Origin of the sequence: Pseudosporangium ferrugineum, from assembly GCF_003002065.1 — a bacterium.
Lineage (GTDB): Bacteria > Actinomycetota > Actinomycetes > Mycobacteriales > Micromonosporaceae > Actinoplanes > Actinoplanes ferrugineus_A.
Window position 1 is genome coordinate 188500 of sequence record NZ_PVZG01000012.1, and the last position, 24132, is coordinate 212631.

Below are 24132 nucleotides of genomic sequence, written 5' to 3' on the forward strand. Positions count from 1 at the left end.
TCCTTCAGCTCGTCAACTGGTGCGCGGGCGCGACCGGCAGGCCGTACAGCGCGGCGGCGTTGCCCTCGGCGATGAGTTCGCGGTCGGCCGGGGGCAGGCCGGCGCCGGCGACCATGCGCACGGTGCGGTCGAGGACGTCCATCAGCGGCGGGGCGTCCGTACCGAAGAGCACGTGGCCGGCGCCGAAGGCCGTGACGTTCGCGGCCAACGCGGCCGGGGTGGGGTTGGAGGTGTCGACGTAGATCCGGGCGAGCGACTCGCTCGGCGGCCGGCGCAGCGCCGGCCGCTTGATCTCCGCGTGCGGCGGCCGGGGGCTCGCCGCCATCACGTCGAGCTTCTCGCCGAGCAGGGCCAGCCCGCCGCCGCCGGCCGCGGCCACCAGGACCAGGTCCGGGTAGCGCTCCAGCCAGCCGGCGCAGACGATCGACGCCACGCCCGCCGTCACGTCGTTGAACCGGGCCAGGTGCTCGACCATCGCGAGGTCGGTGAAGCTGCCCGAGCCGACCGGCGCGGCCGGCGGGTGCAGCAGCACGGGCACCCGCAGCTCGTCGGCGAGGGCGAAGAAGTCCGCCGCGCGGGGCGAGCCGAGGTATTCGCCGTCGATGCTGGTGTTGACGACGAGGCCGGCGAAACGCCAGTCCGCCACCAGGTCGCGGGCCTGCGCCAGCATGGCGTCGCCGCCGAAGGGATCCACGTACGCGTACGTGCGCAGCGCCTCCGGATAGCTGTCGACCAGCCGGGCCATCAGCTCGTTGTGCGCCTTGACCTGGTCCGCGCTCTGCCGGTAGTTGTCCGCGGCGCCGGTGGGGAGCATGCTGCCCGCCCCCACCGGACTGCCGATGACGGTGTACCGGATGCCGAGCGCCCGCTTGCGCTCGATGGCCGCCGCCGGATCGCGCAGGGCGGGCGGTCCGCCGCCCCGTTCACCCGGCGGGCTGAGATGCCCGTGTACGTCGATGAAAGTCATCGTGTCCATCACGTTCTCCGTTCCGCCGGGTGCCGGGCGCCGGGCTACAGCCGGCCGATGGGTGGCGCACCCGGCGGCGGCGCGGCCAGGGCGGTGGAGAACTCGAACTTGCCGAGCACCGGGATCGTGGCGCCGTAGAGGCCGTCCGCGGCCGGGCTCAGCAGGAAGTCGACGACCTTCGCCACCGAGTCCGGCTTCGTCGCCTGCTCGAAGTCGGCGTGCGGCCGCTGCCGGCGCGCCTCGGGCGTGTCCGCCATGGTCATCACCACGATGTTGGCGTGCACGCCACGGTGCTTGACCTCGTGCGACAGTCCGCGCACCCAGGCCTGGAGCGCCGCCTTGCTGGCGGCGTAGCCCGCGAAGCCGGGGAACGGCTCGCTGGCCAGCACCGAGCTGATGTAGACGAGGTGGCTCTTCTCGCCCAGCTGCGGCAGCACCGCCTTGGTCGCGGTGATGGCGGCGAGGACGTTGGTCTCGAACAGCCGCCGGTACGCCGCCAGGTCGGTCAGCATGACCGGCCCGACCGCGAAGTCGCCGATGAGGTTGACCAGGCCGTCGACGTGGCCGAAGCGCTCGACCACGTCGCCGACCGCGCGGCCCGCCAGCAGCGGGTCCGCCATGTCGGTGACCACCGGGAAGACGGCCTCCTCGCCGTACTCGGCGGCCAGCTTCGCCAGCTTCTCCTCGTTACGGCCGGTGATGACCACCCGGTGACCGGCGGCGACCAGGCGGGCCACGACGTCCGGGCCGAGCGCGCCGGTGGCGCCGGCGACGAGGATGACCCGCGCGTCACTCATGCTTGCCGGCCGAGGCAGCGGTGGGGACGTAGCCCTCCGGGATCCGGCTGGTGACGGTCTTCATCATCGCCTTGGCGAAGAAGGCGCGGGCACCCTCGGGGGTGCTCATGTCGCGCTTGTCCTCCTCGACGAGGTACTTGTCGAGCTCCCGCTCCACGTACTGGATGCTGGGGTCCTGGGACAGGTGCGCCATGATCTTCGGGAACGCGCCCTCGAACTCGATCATCCGCACGACGGTGCCGCCCCGCATGAACACCGAGGTGCTCACCAGACGGGTGTTCTCGTCGATCTGCGGCTGCGGCGGGTCATAACTCGACAGCAGTTTCTCCACTGCTTCCTCGGTCCCCGGACGGACCCGGAACGTTACGGCGTAACGCGGCATCGTGCGCCTCCATCGTCTCGATCTGCTGACGCCCCGGGGCCCTTTCCGGGCCCGGCGTCCGGCACGACCCGAACGCTACGGACGCGTTTCCGGACGGTCTTCCCACCGCCGTAGGGGACCCCCGCTCCCCCGCCCGGAGGAGACCCCCGCCCACCTTTCTGAGGGTCGCCCCACAATGGTTCGCCGCCGTGTCCGGAGAACACGACGGCGAACCATTTTCGGTACGGTCTATTGCGGATCGACGCTCCAGTGCACGGTGTCGGTGAGCCGCCTGCCGCCCGCCGACGACACCGCGGTCACCACGTTGTCTCCCGGGGCGAGCCGCACGCCCGGCCACGTCACCACGTGGTAGGCGTCCGGGCTCCGGGTGCCGGCGGAGACCCCGTTGACGTACAGCGTCACCGGGCCGCTGTTGCCGAACGCCGTCACGTCCGCGACCGTTCTCGGCCGTACGGTGAAACGCCGCTCGGTCAGATACAGCATCGGGTCCGGGTTCCAGTTCGCCTTGTAGTAGAAGAAGGCGTCCTTGCGGACCGTACGGTCGTCGGTGATCAGTCCCTTGTTGTTGAGCCCCTGCACGCCGCCCTCGTCCCGCCCGTCCGACGCGAAGTCGAAGAGCACGAAGGCCCAGCTGGCGAACAGGTACGGCCGCTGCGCGATCTGCCGCCAGTGCGAGTCGTGGAAGCGGGTCTGCAACTCCTCGTACGGCGGGTCGAGGTACGGCGACTCCGACGGCGGCGGATCCTGCGCGTGCAGGGCGGGACTGCCGCCGGCGCCGTACTCGGTGACGGCGAACGGCTTGTCCGGCTGGGCCGCGTGGTTGGCGTCGGCCCAGAGCCCGAACAGGTCGGAGGTGCCGAAGTACCAGCCCTCGTAGCGGTGGTAGCCGGTGGCGGTGGTGTACCCGACGGACGGGTCGTCGTCGGCCACGCAGCACGTCGCGTACGCGTCGACCCGGCTCGGATCCAGGGCCCGCAGCAGCGCGCTCAGCTCGATCAGCACGTGGTTGGGGTCCGGGCCCTCCTTGAACGTCACCTCGTTGCCGATGCTCCAGAACGCCACCGACGGGTGGTTGAAGTTCTGCAGGACCAGCTCGCGCAGTTGCTGCCGCACGCCGGCGATGAACGCGGGATCGTCCGAGGACTTGTGCATGAACGGAATCTCGGTCCAGAGCAGCAGGCCGTCGGCGTCGGCCCGGTCGTAGACGTACGCGTCGTGCTGGTAGTGGACCAGGCGCACGCTGGTGGCGCCGATCTCGCGGACGACGTCCAGGTCCCGGGCCATCTGGGCGCGGCTCACCGCGAAGCCCTCCGGCTCCCGCCCCTGGTGCATGTTCACCCCGTACAGCCGGTACGGGCTCCCGTTGAGCAGGAAGCCGCTCGTGGAGTCGACCGCGACCGTACGGATGCCGAGCGGTTGCACCACCGTGTCGGAGCTGCGGGCCGCGCCGGGACGCACGACGTCGACCCGGATCCGGTACAGGTACGGGTCGATCCGGCCCTGCCACAGATGCGGCCGGGCGATCCGCACCGTGCGCGTCACGCTGTTCACCGCCCCGGCGGCCAGCCGGATCCGGCTCGCGGCGACCGGCGCGGCGGGACGGCCCCGGGCGTCGGTGACGCTCACGACCACCTCCACGCTCCGGGCCGCCCCGGTGTCGTTGGCGACCCGGGTCTCCACGGAGACGTCGGCGGCGCCGTCGCGCAGCGCCGTCCGCGCGTACACGCCGGGGGCGCCGTCGTGCAGGAGGTCCACGTGGACGTCGCCGGTGCGGACCAGGCGTACGCCGCGGTAGAGGCCGCCGTACTGGACCCAGTCGTCGCTCAGCGGCGCCACCGCGGGATCGGGCGCGTTGTCGACCCGCACGGCGACGACCGCCGTGGCGCCGGGCCGTACGCCGGTCAGCGGGGCCCGGAACCGGCTGTAGCCACCCTTGTGGGAGGCCACCGGCCGGCCGTCGACGTACACGTCGGCCACGGCGTTGGCGCCGTCGAACTCGAGGTGGCCGACGCCGGTGGCGGGCGCGGTGACGAGCCGCCGGTACCAGCCGGCGCCGCGGTAGTAGCCGGAGACGCCGTCGTGGCCGTCGATGTCGTTCCAGGTGTGCGGGAGAGCGACCGCGGACCACGAGCTGTCGTCGAAGTCCGGGAGCCGTGCGCCGGCCGGGTCACCCTTCGTGAACCGCCATCCGGTGGTCAGTTCGGCGGTGGTGCGGCCGGCCGTCGCCGGGACCCGCGGATCACCCCCGGGCGTCGCGGCCGAGGCCGGGGAGGCCGACGCGACGGCGGCGGCCAGCATCATCGGTACGGCGAGCAGCGCGAGGCGGCGCCGTAACGGGCGGACGGTATGGAAGCGGCCGGCAGCGCCGGCCGTAACGGGGAAAAACGGGGCAGACATAAGGCACCCCTTTCGTGGGCTGCCCGACGCTAGCCGCGTGACCTGCGCAGAGTCGCCCACCGCCGGGGCGACGGCGACGGCCCCCTGGCCGGTGGAGAACGATCCGGAGGCGATGGATGAACGGCCGAGGCGGGGTCGGCGCTCCGGATCGCCGCGGGGCCCTTTCCGGCTCCTCCCCCGGCCGTGCCCACCAGGTGAACGGCCGGTTACGCGGAGTGTCGTGTGACCCGCGCGGGAACACCCGTCAGCTCGAGCGTCGTATCCATCGACGTCCCGGGCCACCCGGACGGGTCGGCGTGCCGTGCGGGCCGCGCCCGGTGCGGCGGTGGCGGCGGCTCCGCCACCCGGGTGGCCGCCCGTACCAGCCGCTCCCCGAGCAGCACCACCAGCCCGATCCCGGCGCCGGCCAGCGCGCCACCGCTGTTGTAGAGCCAGTCCGCGGCGGAGGCGACCCGCACCCCGCTGACCGCCTGCCACCCCTCGATCCCGAAGGACAGCACACCCCCGCCGACGGCGGTCCACACCGCGCGGCGGGTGGCGAGCGCCCCGAGGACACCCAGCGGAACGAACAGGAGCAGGTTCGCCACCCGCTCGTCGTGCGCGGCCGGGGCGTCCAGAGCGGCCCGGAACGTCGACTCGTGCAGGAACGACCGGACGTAGTCCGCCATCCGGTGCACGGCACCGTCCTGCCACCCGGGCGCCTCCACCGGCACGGTGAAGACCAGGATCGGCGCCAGCGACAGCAGCGCCGGCAGGCTCCACCCCGGCCGCCACCCCAGCAACCGCGACAGCGGCCAAAACAGCACGCCGGCCGCCAGGGCACAGCACACCAGCAACGCCACGGCCCCGGGCCGACCGAGCGCCAGGTCCAGCTGATATCCCACCGAACGTCCCTCCCGACCGCGACGACAACCCGGCCGAGTCTGCCGACCATGACGTATGGGGACGATAAAAGCGCTGCTCAGAGGCGGTTCGGGGGCGGCGCGGCGGGCGCCGGGCCGGGCGGCCCGGGTTGCCCGGTCACGCGAGCGCCTCTAGCGTCATCGCGGCCGGTCGGCGCAGGTGGAGCGAGGGTGAGGGAGGCGGGATGCCGGATCAGGAGGCCGCGTTCCGTGCCTTCTTCGAGAAGCATCACGCCGAGCTGGCCCGGCTGGCGTACCTGCTGACCGGCGAGGCGTCCGTCGCCGACGACCTGGCCGCCGACGCGCTCGTGGAGGTGTGGCGGCACTGGACCCGGGTGCAGGCGGCCGACGATCCGGCTGCGTACGCTCGGGGCATCGTGGCGAACCTGACCCGGAAGTGGATCCGGGGCCGGGTCCGTGACCGGCACGGCCTCCTCGGGCTGCGCCTGCTCAGCGGCACCCGGGAGGGCGGCGACCCGGACCTGCCCGCGGTGCTCGACGTGCGCAGCGCGTTGCGGCAGCTGCCGCACCGGCGGCGGGCGTGCGTGGTGCTGCGCTACGCGTTCGACCTGTCGGAGCGCGAGGTGGCGCAGGCGCTGGGAATCTCGGTCGGCGCGGTGAAGAGCCAGACGTCGCGGGGCGCCCGGCAGCTGGCCGAGTTGCTCGGCGGGCCCCACGGGGCGACCCACATCGACGGCTGGGAGGCGGCGCGATGAACGACGACGACCTGCGCGGCGTGCTGAGCCGGGCCGCGGCGGAGCATCGGCCGGACCGTACGGCGATGCTCAACCGGATAGCGCGGCAGCGTGCCGCGGGTGGCGCGGCCCAGCACCGCCGCGCCCAGGGTCCCCGCTTCCGGATCGCCGGGGCGGCGCTGGCCGTCGCCGCCGTGCTCGGCGCCGGGGGCGTGACCCGCTGGGCCCTCGCCGGGGACAACGGCCCGGATCGCGCGCCCGTCGCTCCCCCGGTCGCCGCGGCGTCCCGCACCGCTGCGGCACCGCCGGCGCCGGTCACGCCGGAGGAGACGACCCCCGCCACCACCCGGCCCACGACCGACCGGCCCACGACCGAGCCGGCGCGACCGTCCGTCCCGCCGGCGCCGACCGGCGCGCAGACGACGGCGACCGGCGGGCTGCGGTGCGACGGCTCGGTCGTCCCGGACGGGAACGACGCCGCCCGCAGCGAGATCACCGTCAAGCTCACCGAGCCGGTCACCGACCTGGAGATCACCGTACGCGTGCAGCTGACCCCCGGCCTCACCGACCAGGGGGCGGTCCACGACGTCACCGGCCCGCGGATCGACAGCCAGATCCTGCACGAGCCGGCGGCGCTCACCTACCGCTTCACCCTCGCCGCGGGCGAGACCCTGCCGAAGGGCACCCACGTCTTCGCCGCCAAGTACCGGTACACCGGCGGCGCCCGCGACGCCGGCGACGACTCCTACCGGGCGGTCGCCACCACCGCCACCGGCCGGAAGCTGACCGTGTCCGGAGACTTCTTCTAGGGGGGCCGTCTCAGGGTCGGCTCGGGGTATGACCCGATGGTGCCGGCGCCTCCGGGTGACGAGGCTGGGGTATGTGATCGCCGACCTGATGAGCGCCGCGTCCGCTTTCGTCGACTGGCTCGCCACTCTCGACGAGTGGGCGGTGCTGCTGTTCACCGCGCTGTCCAGCGCGGTCGAGACGACGTTCCTGCTCGGGCTGCTCGTGCCCGGCGAGTCCGTGGTCATGCTGGCCGGCTCGCTGCCGCACGGCCCGGCCGGGTTCGCCCTGGCCGTCGTCGCCGGCACGGCGGGCGCCATGGCCGGCCAGATCGCCGGGTACGCCGTGGGCCGCGTCCTCGGCGCCCGCCTCCGCGACACCCGGCTGGGCCGGCGGATCGGCGTGGAGCGCTGGGACCGCGCCGAGGCGTACCTGCGGGACCGCGGGGCGGCGGCGCTGGTCGCGGTCCGCTTCCTGGCGGTCATCCACGCCGTCGTCCCGATCGTCGCCGGCACCGCGCGGATGCCGTTCGGCCGGTTCGTGGGCTGGTCGGCGCTCGGCACCACCATGTGGGTGGCCGCCTTCGCCGCGGTGGGCGCGCTGACCGCGGGCGCCGACGACTCGGGCGGCACCGGCGTCGTCCTCACCGCCGTCGGCGCCACCTGCCTGGGCGCCGTGCCGCTCGCCGGCCGCCTGCTGCGCCGCGGCACCAGGCACGCGGCGCCCAGCCTCTCCTGAGAGGCACCCCGGGGCGTGAGCCGCCCCGGGGTGGCTCATCTCAGTGGAAGGCGCCGGGCTTCACCTGCACCAGCTTCCCGGCGTGCTGACCGCCGAAGAACGACGCGATGCTCCACGAGGTCGCGTACAGCCGCCCGCCGGAGAACTCCACCCCGGTCGGCATCGTGACCCGCGCGTGGGTGACCCGGCCCGACTGGATCCGGGTGAGCCTGCCCACGGTGGACGGGTCGAAGCCGGGCGGCGGCTGCTCGGCCGGCGCTCCGTGCAGGACCTCGGAGGCGTAGAGCGTGCCGCCCGGCGCCACGGCGATCCCGGTCAGCGACGTGAAGCCGCGCCACACCCGCAACACCCTGCCGGTGCGGCCGTCCAGCTTCCAGATCGCGGCCGCGCCCGGCTGCTCCGCGCCGAGAGTCGAGACATAGACGTGCTTTCCGTACGCGACGACGCCCGTGGGCACCGAATCGCAGCCGACCGTACCCGGATTCGCCTGTGCCTGGGGTTTCAGGCATTCGGGGGTGCGCGGGTTCGGCGGGACGAAGAACGTCGACACCCGGCCGGTGCGCGGATTCACCCGCAACACGTCGTTGGCGCCCCCGTCGGCGACCAGCAGACCCCATTTCGTGTACGCGACGGCGAACGGATTCGACAACGCGTCGTACGCCTCGTGCGCGTCGTTGAACTGCTTCTGCCGGTCCGGGTTGTACTTCAGCTCGTAGGCCAGCAGGTCGGCCAGGACCCGCACGCCCTTCCCGTCCGCCCGGGCCACCAGCAGCGACGCCGGCGGATAGGCGGAGGGCGGGGGCGCACCCTGCTCGCTGCCGCCGCCGAGCAGCACGAAGATCTTCCCGTCGTGCGAGGCCACCCCGGACGGTCGCGGCAATCCCGACAGAAGGGTCCGCTTCGCTCCCGTACGCAGGTCGACGGCGGTCACCTTCCCCGAATCCGCCTCCGTCACCAGCGCCCGCCGCGACGACTGGACATCGAGGCCGTACGGGCCGTCCAGCTGGGTCGTGATGGTGCGTACGTCCGGCGACGGTTGCCGGCCCGCGGCCTGTGCCGACGCGGCCGTGAGAATCATCAGCACGCACGCCCCCGCGGCGGCCGACGCCTTCATGACTTGATCGATATTCATTCGTTCCTCTCGGCGCAAGTGCCGGTTCATCGCAATTTCCGTCCCCCTTTCTATGCCCTTTCCGGCATTTCCCCGGCGCGGGCGGCACGGTGCCGCCGCGCAACCCACCGAAAGGGTGGCGGTCCCGGGCTGTCCACAGGCCCGGCCACGACCGTCGCGGATCGGCGTAGCTTGTGGGGAGCGGTTCGCCCCGCCAGCCTTCCCGGTGAGGAGCCATCGATGAACAAGCTCATCAACGATCCGGCCAACGTCGTCTCCGACGCGCTCCGCGGCGTCGCCGCCGCCCATCCCGAGCTGCGTGTCGATCACGAGCAGCACATCGTCTACCGCGGCGACGCGCCGGTCCGCGGCAAGGTCGGGCTGATCTCCGGCGGCGGCTCGGGGCACGAGCCGTTGCACGCCGGCTTCGTCGGTCCCGGCATGCTCGACGCCGCGTGCGCGGGCGAGATCTTCACGTCCCCGGTTCCCGACCAGATCGTGGCGGCGACCAAGGCGGTCGACGGCGGCGCCGGCGTCCTGCACATCGTCAAGAACTACACCGGCGACGTGATGAACTTCGAGATGGCGGCCGAGATCGCCGAGGCGGAGACCGGGGTCGCCGTCACCGCCGTGGTGACCGACGACGACGTGGCGGTGCAGGACAGCCTCTACACGGCCGGGCGCCGCGGCGTCGGGGTCACCGTGCTGCTGGAGAAGATCGCCGGTGCCGCCGCCGACCAGGGCCGGCCGCTCGACGAGGTCGCCGCCGTGGCCCGCAAGGTCAACGCGAACGGCCGCAGCATGGGCGTCGCCCTCACCTCCTGCACGGTGCCGGCCGCCGGCAAGCCCACCTTCGACCTGCCCGACGGCCAGATGGAGGTCGGCATCGGCATCCACGGCGAGCCGGGCCGCCGCCGGGTGCCCACCGCCCCGGCCGCCGAGATCGCCGAGATGCTCGTCGGCCCGATCCTCGCCGACCTCGACTTCACCGGCGACTCCGGCGTCATCGCCTTCGTCAACGGCATGGGCGCCACCCCGCTCCTCGAGCTGTACGTGGTCTACCACGAGGTCGCGGCCATCCTCGGCAAGGCGGGGATCCCGATCGCGCGGTCCCTGGTCGGCCCCTACATCACCAGCCTCGACATGGCGGGCTGCTCGGTCACCCTGCTGAAGGCCGACGACGATCTCCTGCGGCTGTGGGACGCCCCGGTGCGCACCCCCGCGCTGCGGTGGGGGGTCTGAGCGCCGATGACCGACAGTGTGGACACCGCGGCGCTCACGGCCTGGCTGCGGGAATTCGCCCGGCTCATCGCGGCCGACAAGCAGCTGCTGACCGACCTCGACGCGGCGATCGGCGACGCCGACCACGGCGCCAACATGGACCGCGGCATGACGGCCGTGCTCGCGGCGTACGAGGAGGCGCCGCCGGCCACCCCCGCCGAGCTGTTCAAGCGCACCGGCATGACCCTGGTGAGCAAGGTCGGCGGCGCCAGCGGACCGCTGTACGGCACGGCCTTCCTGCGGATGGCCGCGGCGGCCGGGGAGGCGACGTCGCTGGGCGTGGACGACCTGGCCCGGGTGCTGCGGGCCGGGCTGGACGGCATCCTCGCCCGGGGCAAGGCCGCCGTCGGGGACAAGACGATGGTCGACGCGCTCACCCCGGCGGCCGACGCGCTCGACGCCGCCGCGGCCGCCGGCCGGCCGCTGCCCGAGGCGCTCAAGGCGACGGTGCGGGCGGCCGAGGAGGGCCGGGACGCCACCATCCCGCTGACCGCCCGCAAGGGACGGGCCAGCTACCTGGGCGAACGCAGCGCAGGCCACCAGGACCCCGGCGCCACGTCGGCGACCCTGCTGCTCACGGCCGCCGCGACGGCCCTGACCGGCGCGGCCTGACGGCATGGTCGGCCTGGTGGTGGTCAGCCACAGCCGCGCCCTGGCCGAGGCCGCGGTGGCCCTGGCCGCGGAGATGGTCCCGGACGGCCGGGTGCCGCTCGAGGTGGCCGCGGGCCTCGACGAGACGACGTTCGGCACGGACGCGATCGCCATCTCCGAAGCCGTCACGACCGCCGACCACGGCGACGGCGTCGTGGTCCTCATGGACCTGGGCAGCGCCGTGCTCTCCGCGGAGCTCGCCCTCGACTTCCTCCCGGACGACCAGCGCGAACGCGTCCTGCTGACCCCGGCCCCCCTGATCGAAGGCCTCCTCGCCGCCACGGTGACCGCCGCCGGCGGAGCAACCCGCCACGAGGTAGCCGCCGAAGCAACCGCCGCCCTGTCCGCCAAACAGTCCCACCTCGCCCCCACACCCTCCCACCCCGCCCCACCACACCCCGCACCTCCCGCCCCGCCGGACCCCTCGCCCCCCGCATCCCCTCAGTCCGCCGCAACACCCGGGCCGCGCTCCCCCACCGACTCCGCGCCGCCGTCCCGTGAAGCCGGCCCCGCACCCGACCCGCCACCTCACCCGGCCGGACCGACACCCCTGCTGCCATCCCCCCAAGCCGACGCGGCATCCGCGCCGCCATCTCCCCCAGCCGACGCCGCACCCGCGCCGCTGTCCCCGCAAGCCCACGCCGCACCCGCGCCGCCATCTCCCTCAGCCGAGGGGGCACCCGCGCTGCTGTCCCCGCAAGCCGGCGGGGCAACCGGGCCGCTGTCCCCGCAAGCCGACGCCGCACCCGCGCTGCTATCTCGCCCAGCCGACGCGGCACCCGGGTTGGCATCTCCCCCGGCCAGGCCGGCGGCGGGTTCGGCTGCTGTCGGGGCGGGTGCGGGGGGCTTGCGGGCCGGGGAGGCTGCGGTCGCGATCACCGTGGGCAACCGGCACGGCTTGCACGCGCGGCCGGCCGCCCGGCTGGTCACGACAGCCCGCGGCTTCGACGCGACCGTGGAGGTGCGCAACGCCACCACCGGCTCGCAGTGGGTGCCGGCGGGAAGCCTGTCCCGGGTCGCCACCCTCGGCGTGCTCCGGGGCCATCGGGTCGAGGTGCGCGCCTCGGGGCGGGAGGCGGCCGTGGCGGTGGACGCCATCGCCGGCCTGGCCGCCCGCAACTTCGACGAGCCCGGCGCCGCGACGCCTCCACCCACCGGCCCGCCGCCGCTCCCGGATCCAGCGACCGGCGACGGGCAACCGGCAACTCCAGCCAGCGACGACCCACCCGCGACAATCCCGGCCGGCACGGGCGAACCGGCGAAGGCTTCGGGTGGCGGCGAGGAAGCCACGACGACTCCGACCGCCAACGGCGAACCCACCACGAAACCGCACGGCGACGGCGGACCCGGGAGGACTACGGCAGATGTTGACGGGTCGGCGGTGGCTGAGGATGGCGGCGGCGCGTCCGCGACTGTTCCGGCCGGCGAGGGCGGACCGGCGGAGGTTGCGGGTGCGGGTCGCGAGCCGTTGGGGGGTGTGGGCGGGGGTGGTGGGGGCGCCTCGGACCCGGTCGTGGGGGCGGGGTGTTCTGGGGCCGTACCGGAAAGGGTTCTGTGGGGTTTTCCTGCTTCTCCGGGGGTGGGGATCGGGCCGGCGCGGCGGGTGGACGGGGGCCCGCCCGAGTTGCCCGACGTGGCGTCGCGGGGGGCCGGGCCGGAGGGGTTGCGGGTCGGCGGGGCGCTGGAGGCGGTCCGGGGTGAGTTGCGGCGGCTCCGGGCGGGTGTGGGCGGGGAGGTCTTCGATGCTCATCTGGCGTTGCTCGACGATGAGGAGTTGCTGGCCGACGTGCGGTCGGAGCTCGACGGCGGTTCGGCGGCGCCGCAGGCGTGGGCGGCGGCTGCCGCGCGGGTCGCCGGGGCGTTCGACGCGCTGCCCGACCCGTACCTGAGGGCCCGGGCCGCCGACGTGCGTGCGGTGAGCGCCCAGGTGCTGCGGGCGATGCTCGGTTCCCCTGCCGCGACGCTGGACGATGCCGGGGTGATCGTGGCGGGCGATCTCGCGCCGGCGGACGTGGCCGGGCTCGACCTCGGGCGGGTCGGGGGAATTCTGCTCGCGGGCGGGAGTCCCACTTCTCACGCGGCGATTCTGGCGCGCACCCGCGGCATTCCGGCCGTGGTCGGGGTCGAGCCCGCGCTGCTCGACGTCGCCGACGGTACTCCCGTCGCGTTGGACGGTGCCAGTGGCGAGGTTGTCGTGGATCCGTCCGGGCCGGTGCTGGACGGGCTGCGGGCGCGGGCCGCCGAGCAGGCGTCCGGCCGGGCGCGGGCCCGGGCTCGCGCGACGGAGGCCGCGGTGACCAGGGACGGCGTGACGCTGGCCGTGGGGGCGAACGTGGGCTCCGTCGAGGACGCGCGGGCCGCGGCTGCGGGCGGTGCCGACCTGGCCGGGCTCATCCGGACGGAGTTCCTGTTCCTCGGCCGGGCCTCGGCGCCCGGGGTGGACGAGCAGGAGGCCGTCTACCGCGAGCTTGCCGGGGCGCTCGGCGGACGCCGGCTCACGATCCGGACGCTCGACGTCGGTGGCGACAAACCCCTGCCGTACGCGCGTGCGGAGCCCGAGACCAACCCCTTTCTGGGGGTACGCGGGATCCGCCACTCCCTCGCCCATCCGCGGCTGTTCGCCGACCAGCTTCTCGCGATCGTGCGGGTGGCGCGGGACGTGCCCGTCAGTGTCATGTTTCCCATGATCAGCACCGTGGACGAGGTGGTGGCGGCGCGGCGGATGCTCGACGACGCGGTCCGGCGGGGCGGTGCCGGTGCGCCGCCCGGGCTCGAGGCCGGGATCATGATGGAGGTGCCCGCCGCCGCGCTGAAGGCCGCCGTGCTCGCGCCGTACGTGGACTTCTTCAGCGTCGGCACCAACGACCTGACCCAGTACGCGCTGGCCGCCGAGCGGGGCAACGCCGCCGTCGCCTCGCTGGCGGACGGGCTGGATCCCGGGGTGCTGCGGCTGATCGACGCGATCTGCCGGGGTGCGGGCGAGCGGGTGACCGTCTCGGTGTGCGGGGAACTCGCCGCGGACGAGGCGGCGGTGCCGGTGCTGGCCGGGCTGGGGGTGCGGGAGCTCAGCGTGGCCCCTCCCGCCGTGCCGGCGGTCAAGCAGGCCGTGCGGGCCCTCGATCTCGGTCGGGCGGCCGGCGTCGCCGCGCGGTCCCTGTCCGTGGAGAGTGCCCGTGCGGTGCGGGCCCTGGTCGCGGACCGTCCACAGGCGACCCCCGAAAATGTCGTACCCCACCGATAGGTTCCTGGCATCGACGCGCACCGAGCGTGTCCTCGTTCCCGATGCCGAAAGGTGGCCCCGATGCCGGCCGACACGACGTACCTCGAACTGTCCGAAGACAGCGGGAGCGCCCACAAGTTCTACGAGGTGACCGTCGACGGCACGGACCTGACGATCCGCTACGGGCGCATCGGCGATCGCGGTCAGGTGAAGCAGGCGTCGTTCACCACCTCCGACAAGGCGCGGGCCGAGGCGTCCAAGAAGATCGGCGAGAAGGTCCGCAAGGGGTACGCCCCGGCCGTGCCCGGCGGCCGGCCGAAACGCTCGGTCTCGCGGCGGCAGATCGTCAGCACCCGCTCGACGGCCACCCTCGCCCCGGTGCTGTGGCGCTACGCGTCGCACAGCCCGGCGTTCGGCATCTTCGTCGACGGTGACGTGTGCATGGTCGGCAACGAGAGCGGGCTGATCACCACCCTCAGCCACGACGCCCAGGTGGTGCAGCAGTTCCGGCTGCCCGACGGGGTGAAGTGCATCGTCGCCGACGACGGGTGGATCTACGCCGGCTGCGACGACGGCAACGTGTACGACCTGTCCGGCAAGGTGCCGCGGCTCGCCTACCGGATCGCCCCCGAGATCGACATCTACTGGCTGGACATCCACGACGGCGTGCTCGGCGTCTCGGACGCCCGCGGCGGCATCTCGGCGATCGACCACGAGGACGAGTTCCTGTGGCAGCGGCCCGGACGCGGCAGCTCCGCGTGGATGGTCCGCTGCGACGCCGACGCCGTGCACCACGGCCACTCGGGCGGCGTGACCAGCTACGACTGGCGCACCGGCCAGGAGCGGTGGCACACGCGCACCGGGGCCGTGCTGTTCGGCTGGCAGGAGCGCGACACCCTCTACGCCGGCACCGCCACCCGCCAGGTCGTCGAGCTGGGCAAGGACGGCTCCCACCGGCAGACGTACCGCTGCGACGCGCCGGTCTACTCGTGCGCCACCGCCGAGGACGGCCGGTACGTGTTCGCCGGCGACAGCGCGTCGTCCATCTACTGCTTCGACACCGACGGCACCCGCCTGTGGAAACTTGGCACCGGCTGCGGCTCGGCATACTCGATGCAGTACCGCGACGAACGCCTCTACATCGTCACCACGGACGGCTCCCTGGCCTGCATCGACGCCAGCGAGGCGGCGATCCGCTCCGCGATGGGCGGCACGGTCCCCCAGGTCGTCGACGTCAAGGCACCCCCGCGCATGTCCGCCCTCGCCCCCTCCACCACAGTCGACATCGTCCACGACGTCTCCGGCGGCGTAGTCGTCGAATGCGTCGAGGAAAGCGGCCGCCTCCGCATCCGCGTCGTCTCCTCCGGCTACCACTCGGACTGGCAGGTCCAATTCCCCAAGGGCATCCGCGAACGAGGAACCCGCTACGTGGTAACCGGCGTCCGCGAAGCAGCCCGCGGCGGCTTCTACCGCACCTACGGCGAAATCCGCCGCCTCGTGTAACCCTCCCCAGAGCCGCCCGGCCTCCGGTCCGGTGCACGGAGACATGCGCACCGGACCGGAGAGATCGCCCTTGGTCCGGGTGACCGGCCAGGCTCAAAACCTGGCAGGGGATCGATACAGTTCGTTGGATGGAACGGCCGCACCGGGAAGCGGGGACCGCGGATGTTCGATGATGAACCGGCGGATGCGCTCGGCCGGATCGACCGCTGGGAGGAGGCGATCCGGCGCCGGGCGGAGCAAGCTCAGGCGTTGGCCCGGCGTACCGAAGGGCTTTCCGCCACCGCCCGCAGCAGGGATCGCCTGGTCGAGGTCACCGTGGGTCGCGAAGGGCAGATCGAAGACCTACGGCTGGCGGAAGGCATCCGGCACCAGCCTGCGGCTACCACGGCACGCGAGATTCTGGCGACCCTCCGGCTCGCGAAGGCGGACCTGGTGCGGCAGTTCGACGAAGCGACCGCCGCGACGGTCGGTGTGGATACCGAGACCGGCCGGGCGCTGATGCAGTCGGTGCGGAATCGCCTGGGTCCGGTCGATGACCAGCAGCCGGCCGATCCCTCGGGCGGACAATGATGACCAGCCCGGGGAAGGAGTTCCAGGTCGACTCGGCGGCGCTGCGGGCGCACGCGGGCGAGGTGGATCGGATCGGCGACGGTCTCACGACGGCGGCGCAGGCCGGCGAGACGGTTCGCACCGGCGCCGGCGCGTACGGCCAGCTGTGCCAGATCGTGCCGGCCCTGCTCAACAGCCTCCAGCAGGCGATGGTCGACGGGATGGCGACAGCCGCCGCCTCCGCGCACGACACAGCGGACGCCCTGCGAGCCGTTGCCGCTGATTACGACGAGACCGACCGGGGCGCGGCCGACCGGTTGCACGGCACGCGGTGATACGCCCGTGACAGCGCCCGATCCGCTGGTGGCGGCGGCTGCGGGAGCGCCCGTCGATCCCTGGGCCGGGGTGTGGATCGCCGAGGACATCGAAGCCGTGATGGCCGGCGTCCGGAACGGGAGCTGGATCGACGCCTCGATCGGTGCCGTCTCGGCGGGGCTGGACGCGCTGGCACTGGTCTCGGATCCGATCGGGTCCCTGCTCCAGTACGGCGTCGCCTGGATCATCGAACACGTCAAGCCCCTGTCGGAGGCCCTGGACTGGCTTGCGGGAGACCCCGGCCAGATCGCCGCGCATGCCCAGACCTGGCGCAACGTGGCTTCCGCGCTCCAGGACCGGGCCGCCGACCTCGACCGGGCAGTCCGTTGGGACACCAGCGAATGGACGGGCAGGGCGGCCGAGTCCTACCGGTCCTGGACGAGCCAGCAGAGGGACGCCGTGCTGGCGCTGTCCGGAGCCGCCGGCACCATGGCGGCCATCACGGAGGGCGCCGGCCAGCTCATCGCCGGCGTACGGACGATGGTCCGCGACGCGATCGCGGTCCTCGTCTCCCGGTTGATCACGTACGCCGCCGAGGAGGTGTTCTCCCTCGGGGTGGCCACTCCCCTGGTCGTGGAGCAGGTCAGTACGCTGTGCGCGTCCTGGGGCGCCAGGATCGCCCGATGGCTCAAGGGCCTGATCAAAAGCCTGGAGCAACTGCGTGGCCTCACCGCCGGAATGAGCAGGGCCCTCGAAGCCGTCAAGAAGCTTCTCGGCCGCCTGCGCGGTGGCCACGGGTCCGGGCGCACCAGCCCGTCCGGCACACCGGACCCGAGCCGGAAGCCCCGCGGCGAACGCACCGAAGCGCATCCGGCGAAGAAGAAGGATCGGCCGCTGCGCCGGGAGAACGAGTCGGCGGACGCGCTTTCGCGGCACGGGTACGACGTCGAGCAGAACCCGCCCACGAACGTGAACGGCAAGAACCCCGACTACAGGATCGAGGGGGAGTATTTCGACTGCTACGCGCCGAGCAGTACCAACCTCGACAATATCCGCGACCAGATGAGCGGCAAGGTGAAGGAAGGACAGACGGAGCGGATCGTGCTGAATCTCGACGACTGTCCGCGGTCGGCGGAGGAGATCCGCGGTGTACTGGAACGCAAGCCGGTCACCGGGCTGAAGGAGATCCTGGTCGTCAAGGATGGCAGGGTCGTGCCGTTCTACCCGAGCGAGTCGTGAGGAAACCATGGCCACCGAGTACACGTACTACAGCGCGGCGGACCTTACTACGGACCGGCTGAGGTCCCTGGTGGCCGCGTCCCTCGCCGGTGCGGCCACGTCCGACGGCACCGTCGTGCGGGAAGGGCTGAGCGCCTTCGCGTGGCGGGTGGACCCGGGTGAGGAGGCGACGGCGCCCACGCTGTTCGGGTTCGAGCACCGCGTGACGGTGCGGTTCCGGTTCTCCTCCGTCCGGCCCGACCTGGAAGAGCACAACACCGCCCTGATGGTCGGTGCCGTCCTGGCGCTCGTCGACCGGACCGGAGCCGACAGCGTGCTGCTGTTCAACGGCGAGGAGGCCGTTCTGCAAAGTGCGGGCGGTGCCGCGTCCTTCGCCGCCCAGTGGGAGGACTGGCAATCCATGCCGGAGGTCTCGGCGCTCATGTCGGGTCGGCAGGTTTCGGTCCTCGCGCAACCTCTGCTCTAGCGGACGACCGCGGCGGAATGCCGACGTCGGAGCGGCCGGCTTCGGTGGGCGGGTTCCTCGTGTACGGAGGCGGGGGCGCCGGCGGCGTTGCGTACTCCGGGGTGCGGGTTGCGTAGGTGGCACGGATGGCAACGGGGCGTGGTTCTCGTAGCGTCGGGGTTGTTCGGGCGGGCCGTTCGGGAGGTAGGTGCGATGCTCGACGACGCGATCTCGGTCATCGTGTGCGGGGCCAGTGCCGCGGTGCTGTTGCCCTCGTATGCGATGCAGTTGCGCGCCACGACGCGGCAGCCTGTGCGCTTGTTGCTGACGTACAGCGCGGAGCAGTTCGTGCAGCCTCGGACGTTGGGGTGGTTCGCCGACGAGGTGTACGGGTCCGCCGACGCCGAGCTTGTGCCCACCGAGTTCGCCCGGCGGTCGCGTCTGCTGGTGGTGCTGCCGGCGAGTGCGCACACGATGGCCGCCGCCGCGCTGGGGCTGGCCGGGTCGCCCGCGCAGACCGTGCTGCTCGCGGCGACCGGGCCGGTCCTGTTCTTCCCGTCGATGAACCGGGCGATGTGGGAGCGGCCGTCGACGCGGCGGCACGTGCGGACGCTGCGCGAGGACGGGCACCGGGTCATCGACCCGATCGAGGCGACCGTGTACGAGAACTGGCAGCGTCGCAGCGTACAGGCGCCGTCGCTGCCGGGGCCGGTGGACGCGGCCGCGCTGATCACGGCCGAGGCCGGCACCCGCAGCATCGCGGCTGCGAACGGGGCCTGGTCGTGACGGACCTCGGGGTACGGCCGGCGATGGCGGACCGCCGGAGGCAGCGCGCCACCGGGAGTGGCGGGCCGCGGGGAGCAGCCGGCCGCGGGGAGCGGGGAGCAGTCGCGGGGAGCAGTCGCGGGGAGCAGTCGGCCGCCGCGTCGGGTTCAGACCTCTATGGGTGAGGGGGCCGGGCGCAGGGCCCGCCGGGAGGTGACGCCCAGCTTGCGGTACACGCGTGACAGGTGGCTCTCGACGGTGCGTACCGACACGGTGAGCCGGTCGGAGATCTCGCGGTCGGACAGGCCGGTGGCGGCCAGCCCGGCGACCTCCGCCTCGCGGACGGTCAGCACCTCGCGCCCGGCCGGGCCGGGGCGACCCCGGAGCCGATCGAGCAGGACGCGGGCCTCGTCACGGCGGGTGGCGCTCAGCAGCGGGGCGGCCGACTCGGCGAACCGGCACGCCTGCGCGGGCAGACCGGCGTCCGCGAGGCGCTGCGCGTACGCGAGCAGTTCGTCGCCGTCCGAGCGGGTCAGCGCAAGGGTGGCCGCACCGAGCAGGCCGAGCCGCGCCGCCGCGACCACCGGCAGCAGCACGCGAATCCTGTCCGCGACGGAGCCTGTCACGTCGCCGCGCCACCGGGCCGCGCGGATCAGGTGGTCGAGTTCGGGCAGGGCCGCACCCGCGTCGTGGGCCGTGCGGATCGCCGTGTCGATCTGGGTTCCGGCGGTGAGCAGGTCGCCGCGGGCGGCGGCGATCGTCGCCCGGGCGGCCGCGACGGCTCCGGGCACGACGTTGAGTCCGCCTGCCGCATGCTCGGCGAGGATGCGGGCGGCCTCGTCGGGGTCGCCCTGCTCGGCAAGGCATGTCGCCAGCCACGCCGCGGCCTCCGTTCGCAGCGGCTGCGGTCCCGGGTCGCCGACCGCCTCCCGCCACCGCCGCACGGCGCCCGCGATGTCACCCCGCAGCCACCGGGCATAACCGTCCACACTCGCCGGGCCAGCCACCGAACCAGCCGCCAGATCCGCCGCCGGGCCAGCCGCCAGATCCGCCGGCGGGCCGACCGTCGGGCCGACTGCCTGGCCAGTCGCCGAAGGAGCCGCCGGAGGAGCAGTCGGACCGGTCCAGGCGACGGCCGCACCCGCGGGCATCGAGCCGTCCCATAACGCGGCCCAGGCCACGACCGCGGAAGCCGTCGCGTCTGCGGCCGGAGGCGGAAGATCGGCCGGCGGCCGGCCCATCAGCGCCCCGGCCGCCGCGCGCACCGCCCGGACCCCCGCCGCGAACGCCGGCTCCGGCGTCGTCGTCTCCAGCAGCGCGTCGGCGCGGTGCCAGGCACGGCGCGGTTCTCCCGCGAGCAGAAGCAGCAGGCTGTCCCACGCGACAACCTCGGCAGTGCCGATGCTGGCCACCTCCAGCCGCGCTCCCGCCGGGTCCCGGTCGGCCCAGCAGCGCAGCCGGGACCGCACCAGCGCCCTCTCCACCCTTTCCCCGGGGGTTCCGGCGTCGCACTCCCTCAGCACCGACCGGGCCGTCGAGTAATCGCCCAGGTGGGTGAGGGCTGCGGCGTACGTGAGGCGGGCGGTGGGCGTACCCGTGAGGTCGGTGACCTGGCCGGCCAGCAGGGCCGCGGTCCGGGGGTCCGCTTCCCGGACGCGCGCCGCCAGCCGCAGCAGGTCCCCGGGCCTCGCGGTCTCGGGGGCCGCGAGATGCCATCGGGCGCGGACCACCGGCTCGAGGTCGGCTCCCGCGTCCGCCGGGTGGCGCCCCCGATCCGTGAACGTCATCGCGTCCACCGCGTGGCGCCCCCGATCCGTGAACGTCATCGCGTCCACCGGGTGGCGCCCCCGGTCCGTGAACGTCATCGCGTCCGCCGGGTGGCGCCCGCGTTCCGTGAACGTCATCGCGTCCGCCGCGTGGGTGGTGAGGAGCAGGGCCGCGACCCGTTGCCGCCGGGTGGCCGGGACGCCGGCGGTCAGGGCGGCTCCGAGCAGCGGGTTCGTCCAGTGCAGCACGGTGCGGCAGGCGGTCGTCACCGGTCGTACCACGCCGTGTTCCTCCAGGCGTTCGGCGGATCCGGGCGCGAGCATCTCGGCGTCGGCGAGTCGCAGCGGGGTGCCGAGCGACAGCGCCGCGATCACGTCCCGGTCGGCGGGTGTGATGCCGGCCGCCTCCTCCGCGAACAGCTCCGGCAGGCACGGCGGCGTACCGTGCGGGTCGTGCCACCACAGGCCGGCGCGCTGGCGCAGGTGGCCGTGGGCGACCAGGGCGGCCAGCAGGCGCGGGTTGCCGTCCGTCCAGCGGTGCAGCAGGTCCACGGCCGGTCCGGCGGCCTCGCCGCCGAGCATCGCGGCCAGGGCCCGCCCGGTGGCGGCGGCATCGAACGGTTCCAGGACGCAGACCCGCAGGTGGTCCTTGATCAGGGTGCGCAGCGCCGCGGACCGTAGGTGGCCGGGCCGGGCGGTGATGATCAGGCGTACGGCGGGGAGCAGCGCGAGCAGGTTCACGGCGTCCCGGTCGCCGAGTTCGTGCGCGTCGTCCACCACCAGCACCGGCACCCGTCCCCGCGCCCGTTCCCGCAGGTGGGCGATCAGCGGGACGGGGAGCGCGGTGAGCCAGGTGGTCGCGTACCGGGCGGCGGGCAGCGTCTCCGCGACGGCCCGGGCGAACGCGGTCCGGCCGGTGCCGGCGGCGCCGAGCACCGCGACGCCCCGGCCGGCGGCCACGGCGGCCAGCACCAGGTCCCGGTGGGGTTCCCGGTCCACGAGCCGATTCCCCGATTCCCGCAGTGGCACGCCTGTTCCCTCCGCCGAGCCGGACGCGTCACCCTCACCCTGCCCCGCGGACGATCGGGCGGACAGGGACGACGACCCGGCCCGTCCGGGACAACGTCCCGGCCCGCGAGACAGCGGCGGCCGGAGAACGACAGCGCCCGAAAGGACAGCAGCGAACGGACGGCGACAGCGGCCGAAAGGACAGCAGGGCCCGAAGGACGGCAGGGCCCGAAGGACCGGCAGCAGCCCGAAGGACCGGCAGCAGCCGGAAGGACGGGCAGCGGCAGGGGCCGGAAAGGCGGCGGTCAGGACAGCGGGATCGTGGCGGACAGCCGGGTGCCCGGCGAGAGCGCGGTGACCGTGAAGCTCCCGCCGAGCTCCTCGCACCGCTGGCGCATCGACGCCACCCCGACCCCGTCGGGGCGTTCCCGGACCCCGCCGGTGCCGTCGTCGCTCACGCTCAGGCACAGGTCGTCGCCGGAGCGGCGGACGCGTACGTGGGCCGTACCCGCGCCGGCGTGTTTGACCACATTGGTCAGTGCCTCGTCGACGACGCGGTACACCGCCACCTCCACCGCGGCGGGCAGTTCGGTGAGTTCGCCCTCGACGGTCAGCCGGGCGTCGAGGCCGCTCGCCCGGTGCCGGTCGACGGCGTGGGTCAGCGCGGGTGCCAGCCCGTGGTCCAGGGCCGGCGGGCGCAGGCCGTCGACGATGCGGCGTACCTCGCCCGCCGCGTCGGCCAGGTTGCCCTCGATGCGGGTCAGCAGGTCCGCGGTGTCGCCGCCCCGCGCGGCCCGGGCCAGCATGCGGGTGCCGGACAGCAGCGGCCCGACGCCGTCGTGCAGGTCGCGCTGCAACCGGCGCAGCTCCTCCTCGCGGGCGCGGACCAGCCGTTCCCGGGCGGCCTGGAGGTCGCGGGTCAGGTTGACGGAGGCCGCGGCGGGCGCCAGCTGGGCGACGAGGTGCCGCATCAGGGCCCGTTCGCGCCGGGACCACGGCTCGTCGGGGGCACGTTGCTGGACGATCAGGCGGCCCACCGGACGGCCCTGGTGGATCAGCGGCAGGGACGTCACCGGCCAGTCGCGGGGCCGGCCGTGCACGGCCTCGGCCGGCTCGCGGTCGCCGGAGTGCACCGCGACGTACGGCGACTTCAGGCCGGCGCCGATGACGCCCGCGGCCGCCGCGAGCACTTCCTCGGGCGTACGGGCGTGGCCGACGCGGGTGCCGAGCAGGGTGGTGAGCGCGTACGGGTCGGCGCCGAGGCCGTACAGCAGCCGGCGCAGCGCGTTGTCGATGCCCTGCCGCAACGGCAGCAGCGCCACGACCGTGACGGCGGCGGCGATCGGTCCGACCCCGGCCGGTACGTGGCCGGCGACGAGGGCGACCGTGGCGGCGTACGTGATGATCAGGGTGAGGGTGGACAGCCCGGACACCAGGGCCCGGTGCACGAGCAGGTCGATGTCGTAGAGCCCGTAGCGGACCACGCCGATCGCGGTGGCCAGCGGGATCGCCAGGGCGCCGCCGAGCCACACCAGCGGCACGCCCTCGACGGTGTCGAGGACGAACGCCGTGAGCAGCAGGGCGGCGTTGGCGGCGCCGGCCACCAGCACGCCGCGGCGGGCCGGCCGGGACCGCACGGCACGCCACCCGAGCGACACGACGGCGAACACCGCCGCGACGAGCACGACGCCCATCGAGACGAGAATGGTGGTGGTGTCCCACGAGGGACGGACGGGCGCACCGGCGGCGAGATAGTCGCGGGGTGCGCGGAGTGCCAGCGCGGCCAGGGCGACCGTGCCCGCCGCGGTGGCGACCGTGGTCGCGGCGACCGCCACGCGCCCGGTGCGACCGGCGGGCCGGCCGTCGGGGAAGAGCAGGACGACCAGGACCAGCAGGCCGTACCCGGGCCACCACAGCCATTCGCGCAGCCAGCCGGCGGCGGGCCCGCCGGCGGCGGAGGTGGCCACGGTCGCCGCGCCGAGCACGCCCACCGCCAGCACCAGCCACCCGCAGGCGTTGCGGGCGGCGTGGGTGGCGACGCGCGCGCCGAGCGGCGCGCAGACGACGGCGAGCAGCCAGTCGCGCCCCTCGACCGCGAGGCCGTCGCGGGTGCCGGCGAGGGCGGCCAGGGCGGTGCCCGCCACCAGGGCGAGCGCGACGCCGGCCAGGCCCCACGCCAGCCGTACCCGTACGGCGAAGCCCAGGACCGGCACGGGTCGCGTGGCGAGGCTCAGTGGAAGTCCCCGAGGATGCTGTGCAGCAGATTGTGGCTGGTCGACCCCTTGTTCGGGTGGTCCGGCGGCGGGGGCGCGGCGATCGACGCGGGCACGGTGCCGGGCAGCGGCGGATATCCGAGCTCTCGCACGGACCAGGGCTCGCCGTCGGCGCGGATGTTGGCGGCGATGGCCCGCCACACCTGGTCGAGGCTCACGACGGTGCGCGGGATGCCCGGGTGGGCGTGGGGCCAGTCCCCCTCGCCGGACAGGGCGGACGCGATGAACTGGTCCATCCACTGCTGGTCCTCCGGCCCGCCGTCGTCGACGAGCACGAGCCGGGCGCTGGCGGCGATCTCGGTGTTCTGCACCTGCTTGACGCTCGCCGAGCCGCCGGCCGGG

General features: G+C 74.1%; 21 protein-coding genes. 12 read left to right on the forward strand and 9 right to left on the reverse strand.

All coding sequences use genetic code 11. The features are described from left to right. Nucleotides 1-4: 4 nt before the first annotated feature. From CLV70_RS24800 to CLV70_RS24820, 5 genes are all read right to left on the reverse strand, one after another. Nucleotides 5-976: an amidohydrolase family protein gene (locus CLV70_RS24800; protein ID WP_106128985.1), complete on the reverse strand. Its 972-nt coding sequence runs from the start codon at nt 974-976 to the stop codon at nt 5-7. A 35-nt stretch (nt 977-1011) separates the two neighbouring features. After that, on the reverse strand, nt 1012-1764 hold the full coding sequence (locus CLV70_RS24805) for an SDR family NAD(P)-dependent oxidoreductase (protein ID WP_106128986.1): 753 nt from the start codon (nt 1762-1764) through the stop codon (nt 1012-1014). Beyond that, complete coding sequence (locus tag CLV70_RS24810) at nt 1757-2146, reverse strand: SchA/CurD-like domain-containing protein (RefSeq protein ID WP_106128987.1); 390 nt, start codon at nt 2144-2146, stop codon at nt 1757-1759. Before CLV70_RS24810 ends, CLV70_RS24805 begins: the two co-directional genes overlap by 8 nt. Nucleotides 2147-2374: 228 nt before the next feature. Beyond that, a complete protein-coding gene (locus tag CLV70_RS24815) occupies nt 2375-4543 on the reverse strand; it encodes a glycoside hydrolase family 2 protein (protein WP_106128988.1) in 2169 nt (722 codons plus the stop codon). Nucleotides 4544-4749: 206 nt separating this feature from the next. After that, entirely contained in the window at nt 4750-5427 is a 678-nt protein-coding gene (locus tag CLV70_RS24820) for a VanZ family protein (RefSeq protein ID WP_106128989.1), read from the reverse strand. Nucleotides 5428-5630: 203 nt separating this feature from the next. On the opposite strand from CLV70_RS24820, the gene CLV70_RS24825 reads away from it, so the two are divergent. From CLV70_RS24825 to CLV70_RS24835, 3 genes are all read left to right on the forward strand, one after another. Then, nucleotides 5631-6161 carry a SigE family RNA polymerase sigma factor gene (locus CLV70_RS24825; protein ID WP_106128990.1) on the forward strand — a complete coding sequence of 177 codons (531 nt, stop codon included), beginning with the start codon at nt 5631-5633 and terminating at the stop codon, nt 6159-6161. Further along, on the forward strand, nt 6158-6949 hold the full coding sequence (locus CLV70_RS24830) for a hypothetical protein (RefSeq protein ID WP_106128991.1): 792 nt from the start codon (nt 6158-6160) through the stop codon (nt 6947-6949). The genes CLV70_RS24825 and CLV70_RS24830 overlap by 4 nt, the downstream gene beginning before the upstream one ends. 73 nt (nt 6950-7022) lie before the next feature. Continuing rightward, nucleotides 7023-7664 (forward strand): DedA family protein, encoded by a 642-nt coding sequence (locus CLV70_RS24835; protein ID WP_158277818.1) that lies wholly within the window; start codon nt 7023-7025, stop codon nt 7662-7664. Between the two features lie 40 nt (nt 7665-7704). Here CLV70_RS24835 and CLV70_RS24840 read toward each other — a convergent pair whose 3' ends face one another. After that, entirely contained in the window at nt 7705-8796 is a 1092-nt protein-coding gene (locus tag CLV70_RS24840) for a ScyD/ScyE family protein (protein WP_158277819.1), read from the reverse strand. 219 nt (nt 8797-9015) lie between these two features. Here CLV70_RS24840 and dhaK point away from each other — a divergent pair, with 219 nt between their 5' ends. The 9 genes from dhaK (at nt 9016) to CLV70_RS24895 (ending at nt 18764) form a co-directional block, all read left to right on the forward strand. Beyond that, the gene (dhaK, locus tag CLV70_RS24850; protein ID WP_106128995.1) at nt 9016-10017 is read left to right on the forward strand and encodes a dihydroxyacetone kinase subunit DhaK; all 1002 of its coding nucleotides are present in this window, start codon (nt 9016-9018) and stop codon (nt 10015-10017) included. A gap of 6 nt (nt 10018-10023) precedes the next feature. After that, nucleotides 10024-10668: a dihydroxyacetone kinase subunit DhaL gene (dhaL, locus tag CLV70_RS24855; RefSeq protein ID WP_106128996.1), complete on the forward strand. Its 645-nt coding sequence runs from the start codon at nt 10024-10026 to the stop codon at nt 10666-10668. 4 nt (nt 10669-10672) lie between these two features. Beyond that, a complete protein-coding gene (gene ptsP, locus CLV70_RS39820; protein WP_158277820.1) occupies nt 10673-13948 on the forward strand; it encodes a phosphoenolpyruvate--protein phosphotransferase in 3276 nt (1091 codons plus the stop codon). 60 nt (nt 13949-14008) lie between these two features. Then, the gene (locus CLV70_RS24870) at nt 14009-15430 is read left to right on the forward strand and encodes a WGR domain-containing protein (protein WP_106128997.1); all 1422 of its coding nucleotides are present in this window, start codon (nt 14009-14011) and stop codon (nt 15428-15430) included. A gap of 162 nt (nt 15431-15592) precedes the next feature. Next, a complete protein-coding gene (locus tag CLV70_RS24875; protein ID WP_106128998.1) occupies nt 15593-16000 on the forward strand; it encodes a YbaB/EbfC family nucleoid-associated protein in 408 nt (135 codons plus the stop codon). Then, nucleotides 16000-16314 (forward strand): type VII secretion target, encoded by a 315-nt coding sequence (locus CLV70_RS24880; protein WP_106128999.1) that lies wholly within the window; start codon nt 16000-16002, stop codon nt 16312-16314. Before CLV70_RS24875 ends, CLV70_RS24880 begins: the two co-directional genes overlap by 1 nt. Before the next feature lie 7 nt (nt 16315-16321). After that, nucleotides 16322-17533 (forward strand): CdiA C-terminal domain-containing protein, encoded by a 1212-nt coding sequence (locus CLV70_RS24885; protein ID WP_245908436.1) that lies wholly within the window; start codon nt 16322-16324, stop codon nt 17531-17533. 7 nt (nt 17534-17540) lie between these two features. Beyond that, the gene (locus CLV70_RS24890; protein ID WP_106129000.1) at nt 17541-17999 is read left to right on the forward strand and encodes a SitI3 family protein; all 459 of its coding nucleotides are present in this window, start codon (nt 17541-17543) and stop codon (nt 17997-17999) included. A 192-nt stretch (nt 18000-18191) separates the two neighbouring features. Further along, a complete protein-coding gene (locus CLV70_RS24895) occupies nt 18192-18764 on the forward strand; it encodes a flavoprotein (RefSeq protein WP_106129001.1) in 573 nt (190 codons plus the stop codon). 146 nt (nt 18765-18910) lie between these two features. Here CLV70_RS24895 and CLV70_RS24900 read toward each other — a convergent pair whose 3' ends face one another. The 3 genes from CLV70_RS24900 to CLV70_RS39825 form a co-directional block, all read right to left on the reverse strand. Then, nucleotides 18911-21508 carry a LuxR family transcriptional regulator gene (locus tag CLV70_RS24900; RefSeq protein WP_106129002.1) on the reverse strand — a complete coding sequence of 866 codons (2598 nt, stop codon included), beginning with the start codon at nt 21506-21508 and terminating at the stop codon, nt 18911-18913. Nucleotides 21509-21822: 314 nt separating this feature from the next. Then, nucleotides 21823-23730, reverse strand: a complete 1908-nt coding sequence (locus CLV70_RS24905; RefSeq protein ID WP_146164147.1) for a sensor histidine kinase — start codon at nt 23728-23730, stop codon at nt 21823-21825. A 17-nt stretch (nt 23731-23747) separates the two neighbouring features. Continuing rightward, nucleotides 23748-24101, reverse strand: coding sequence for a hypothetical protein (locus CLV70_RS39825; RefSeq protein WP_158277821.1), 354 nt, complete (start codon nt 24099-24101; stop codon nt 23748-23750). Between the last annotated feature and the right edge of the window lie 31 nt (nt 24102-24132).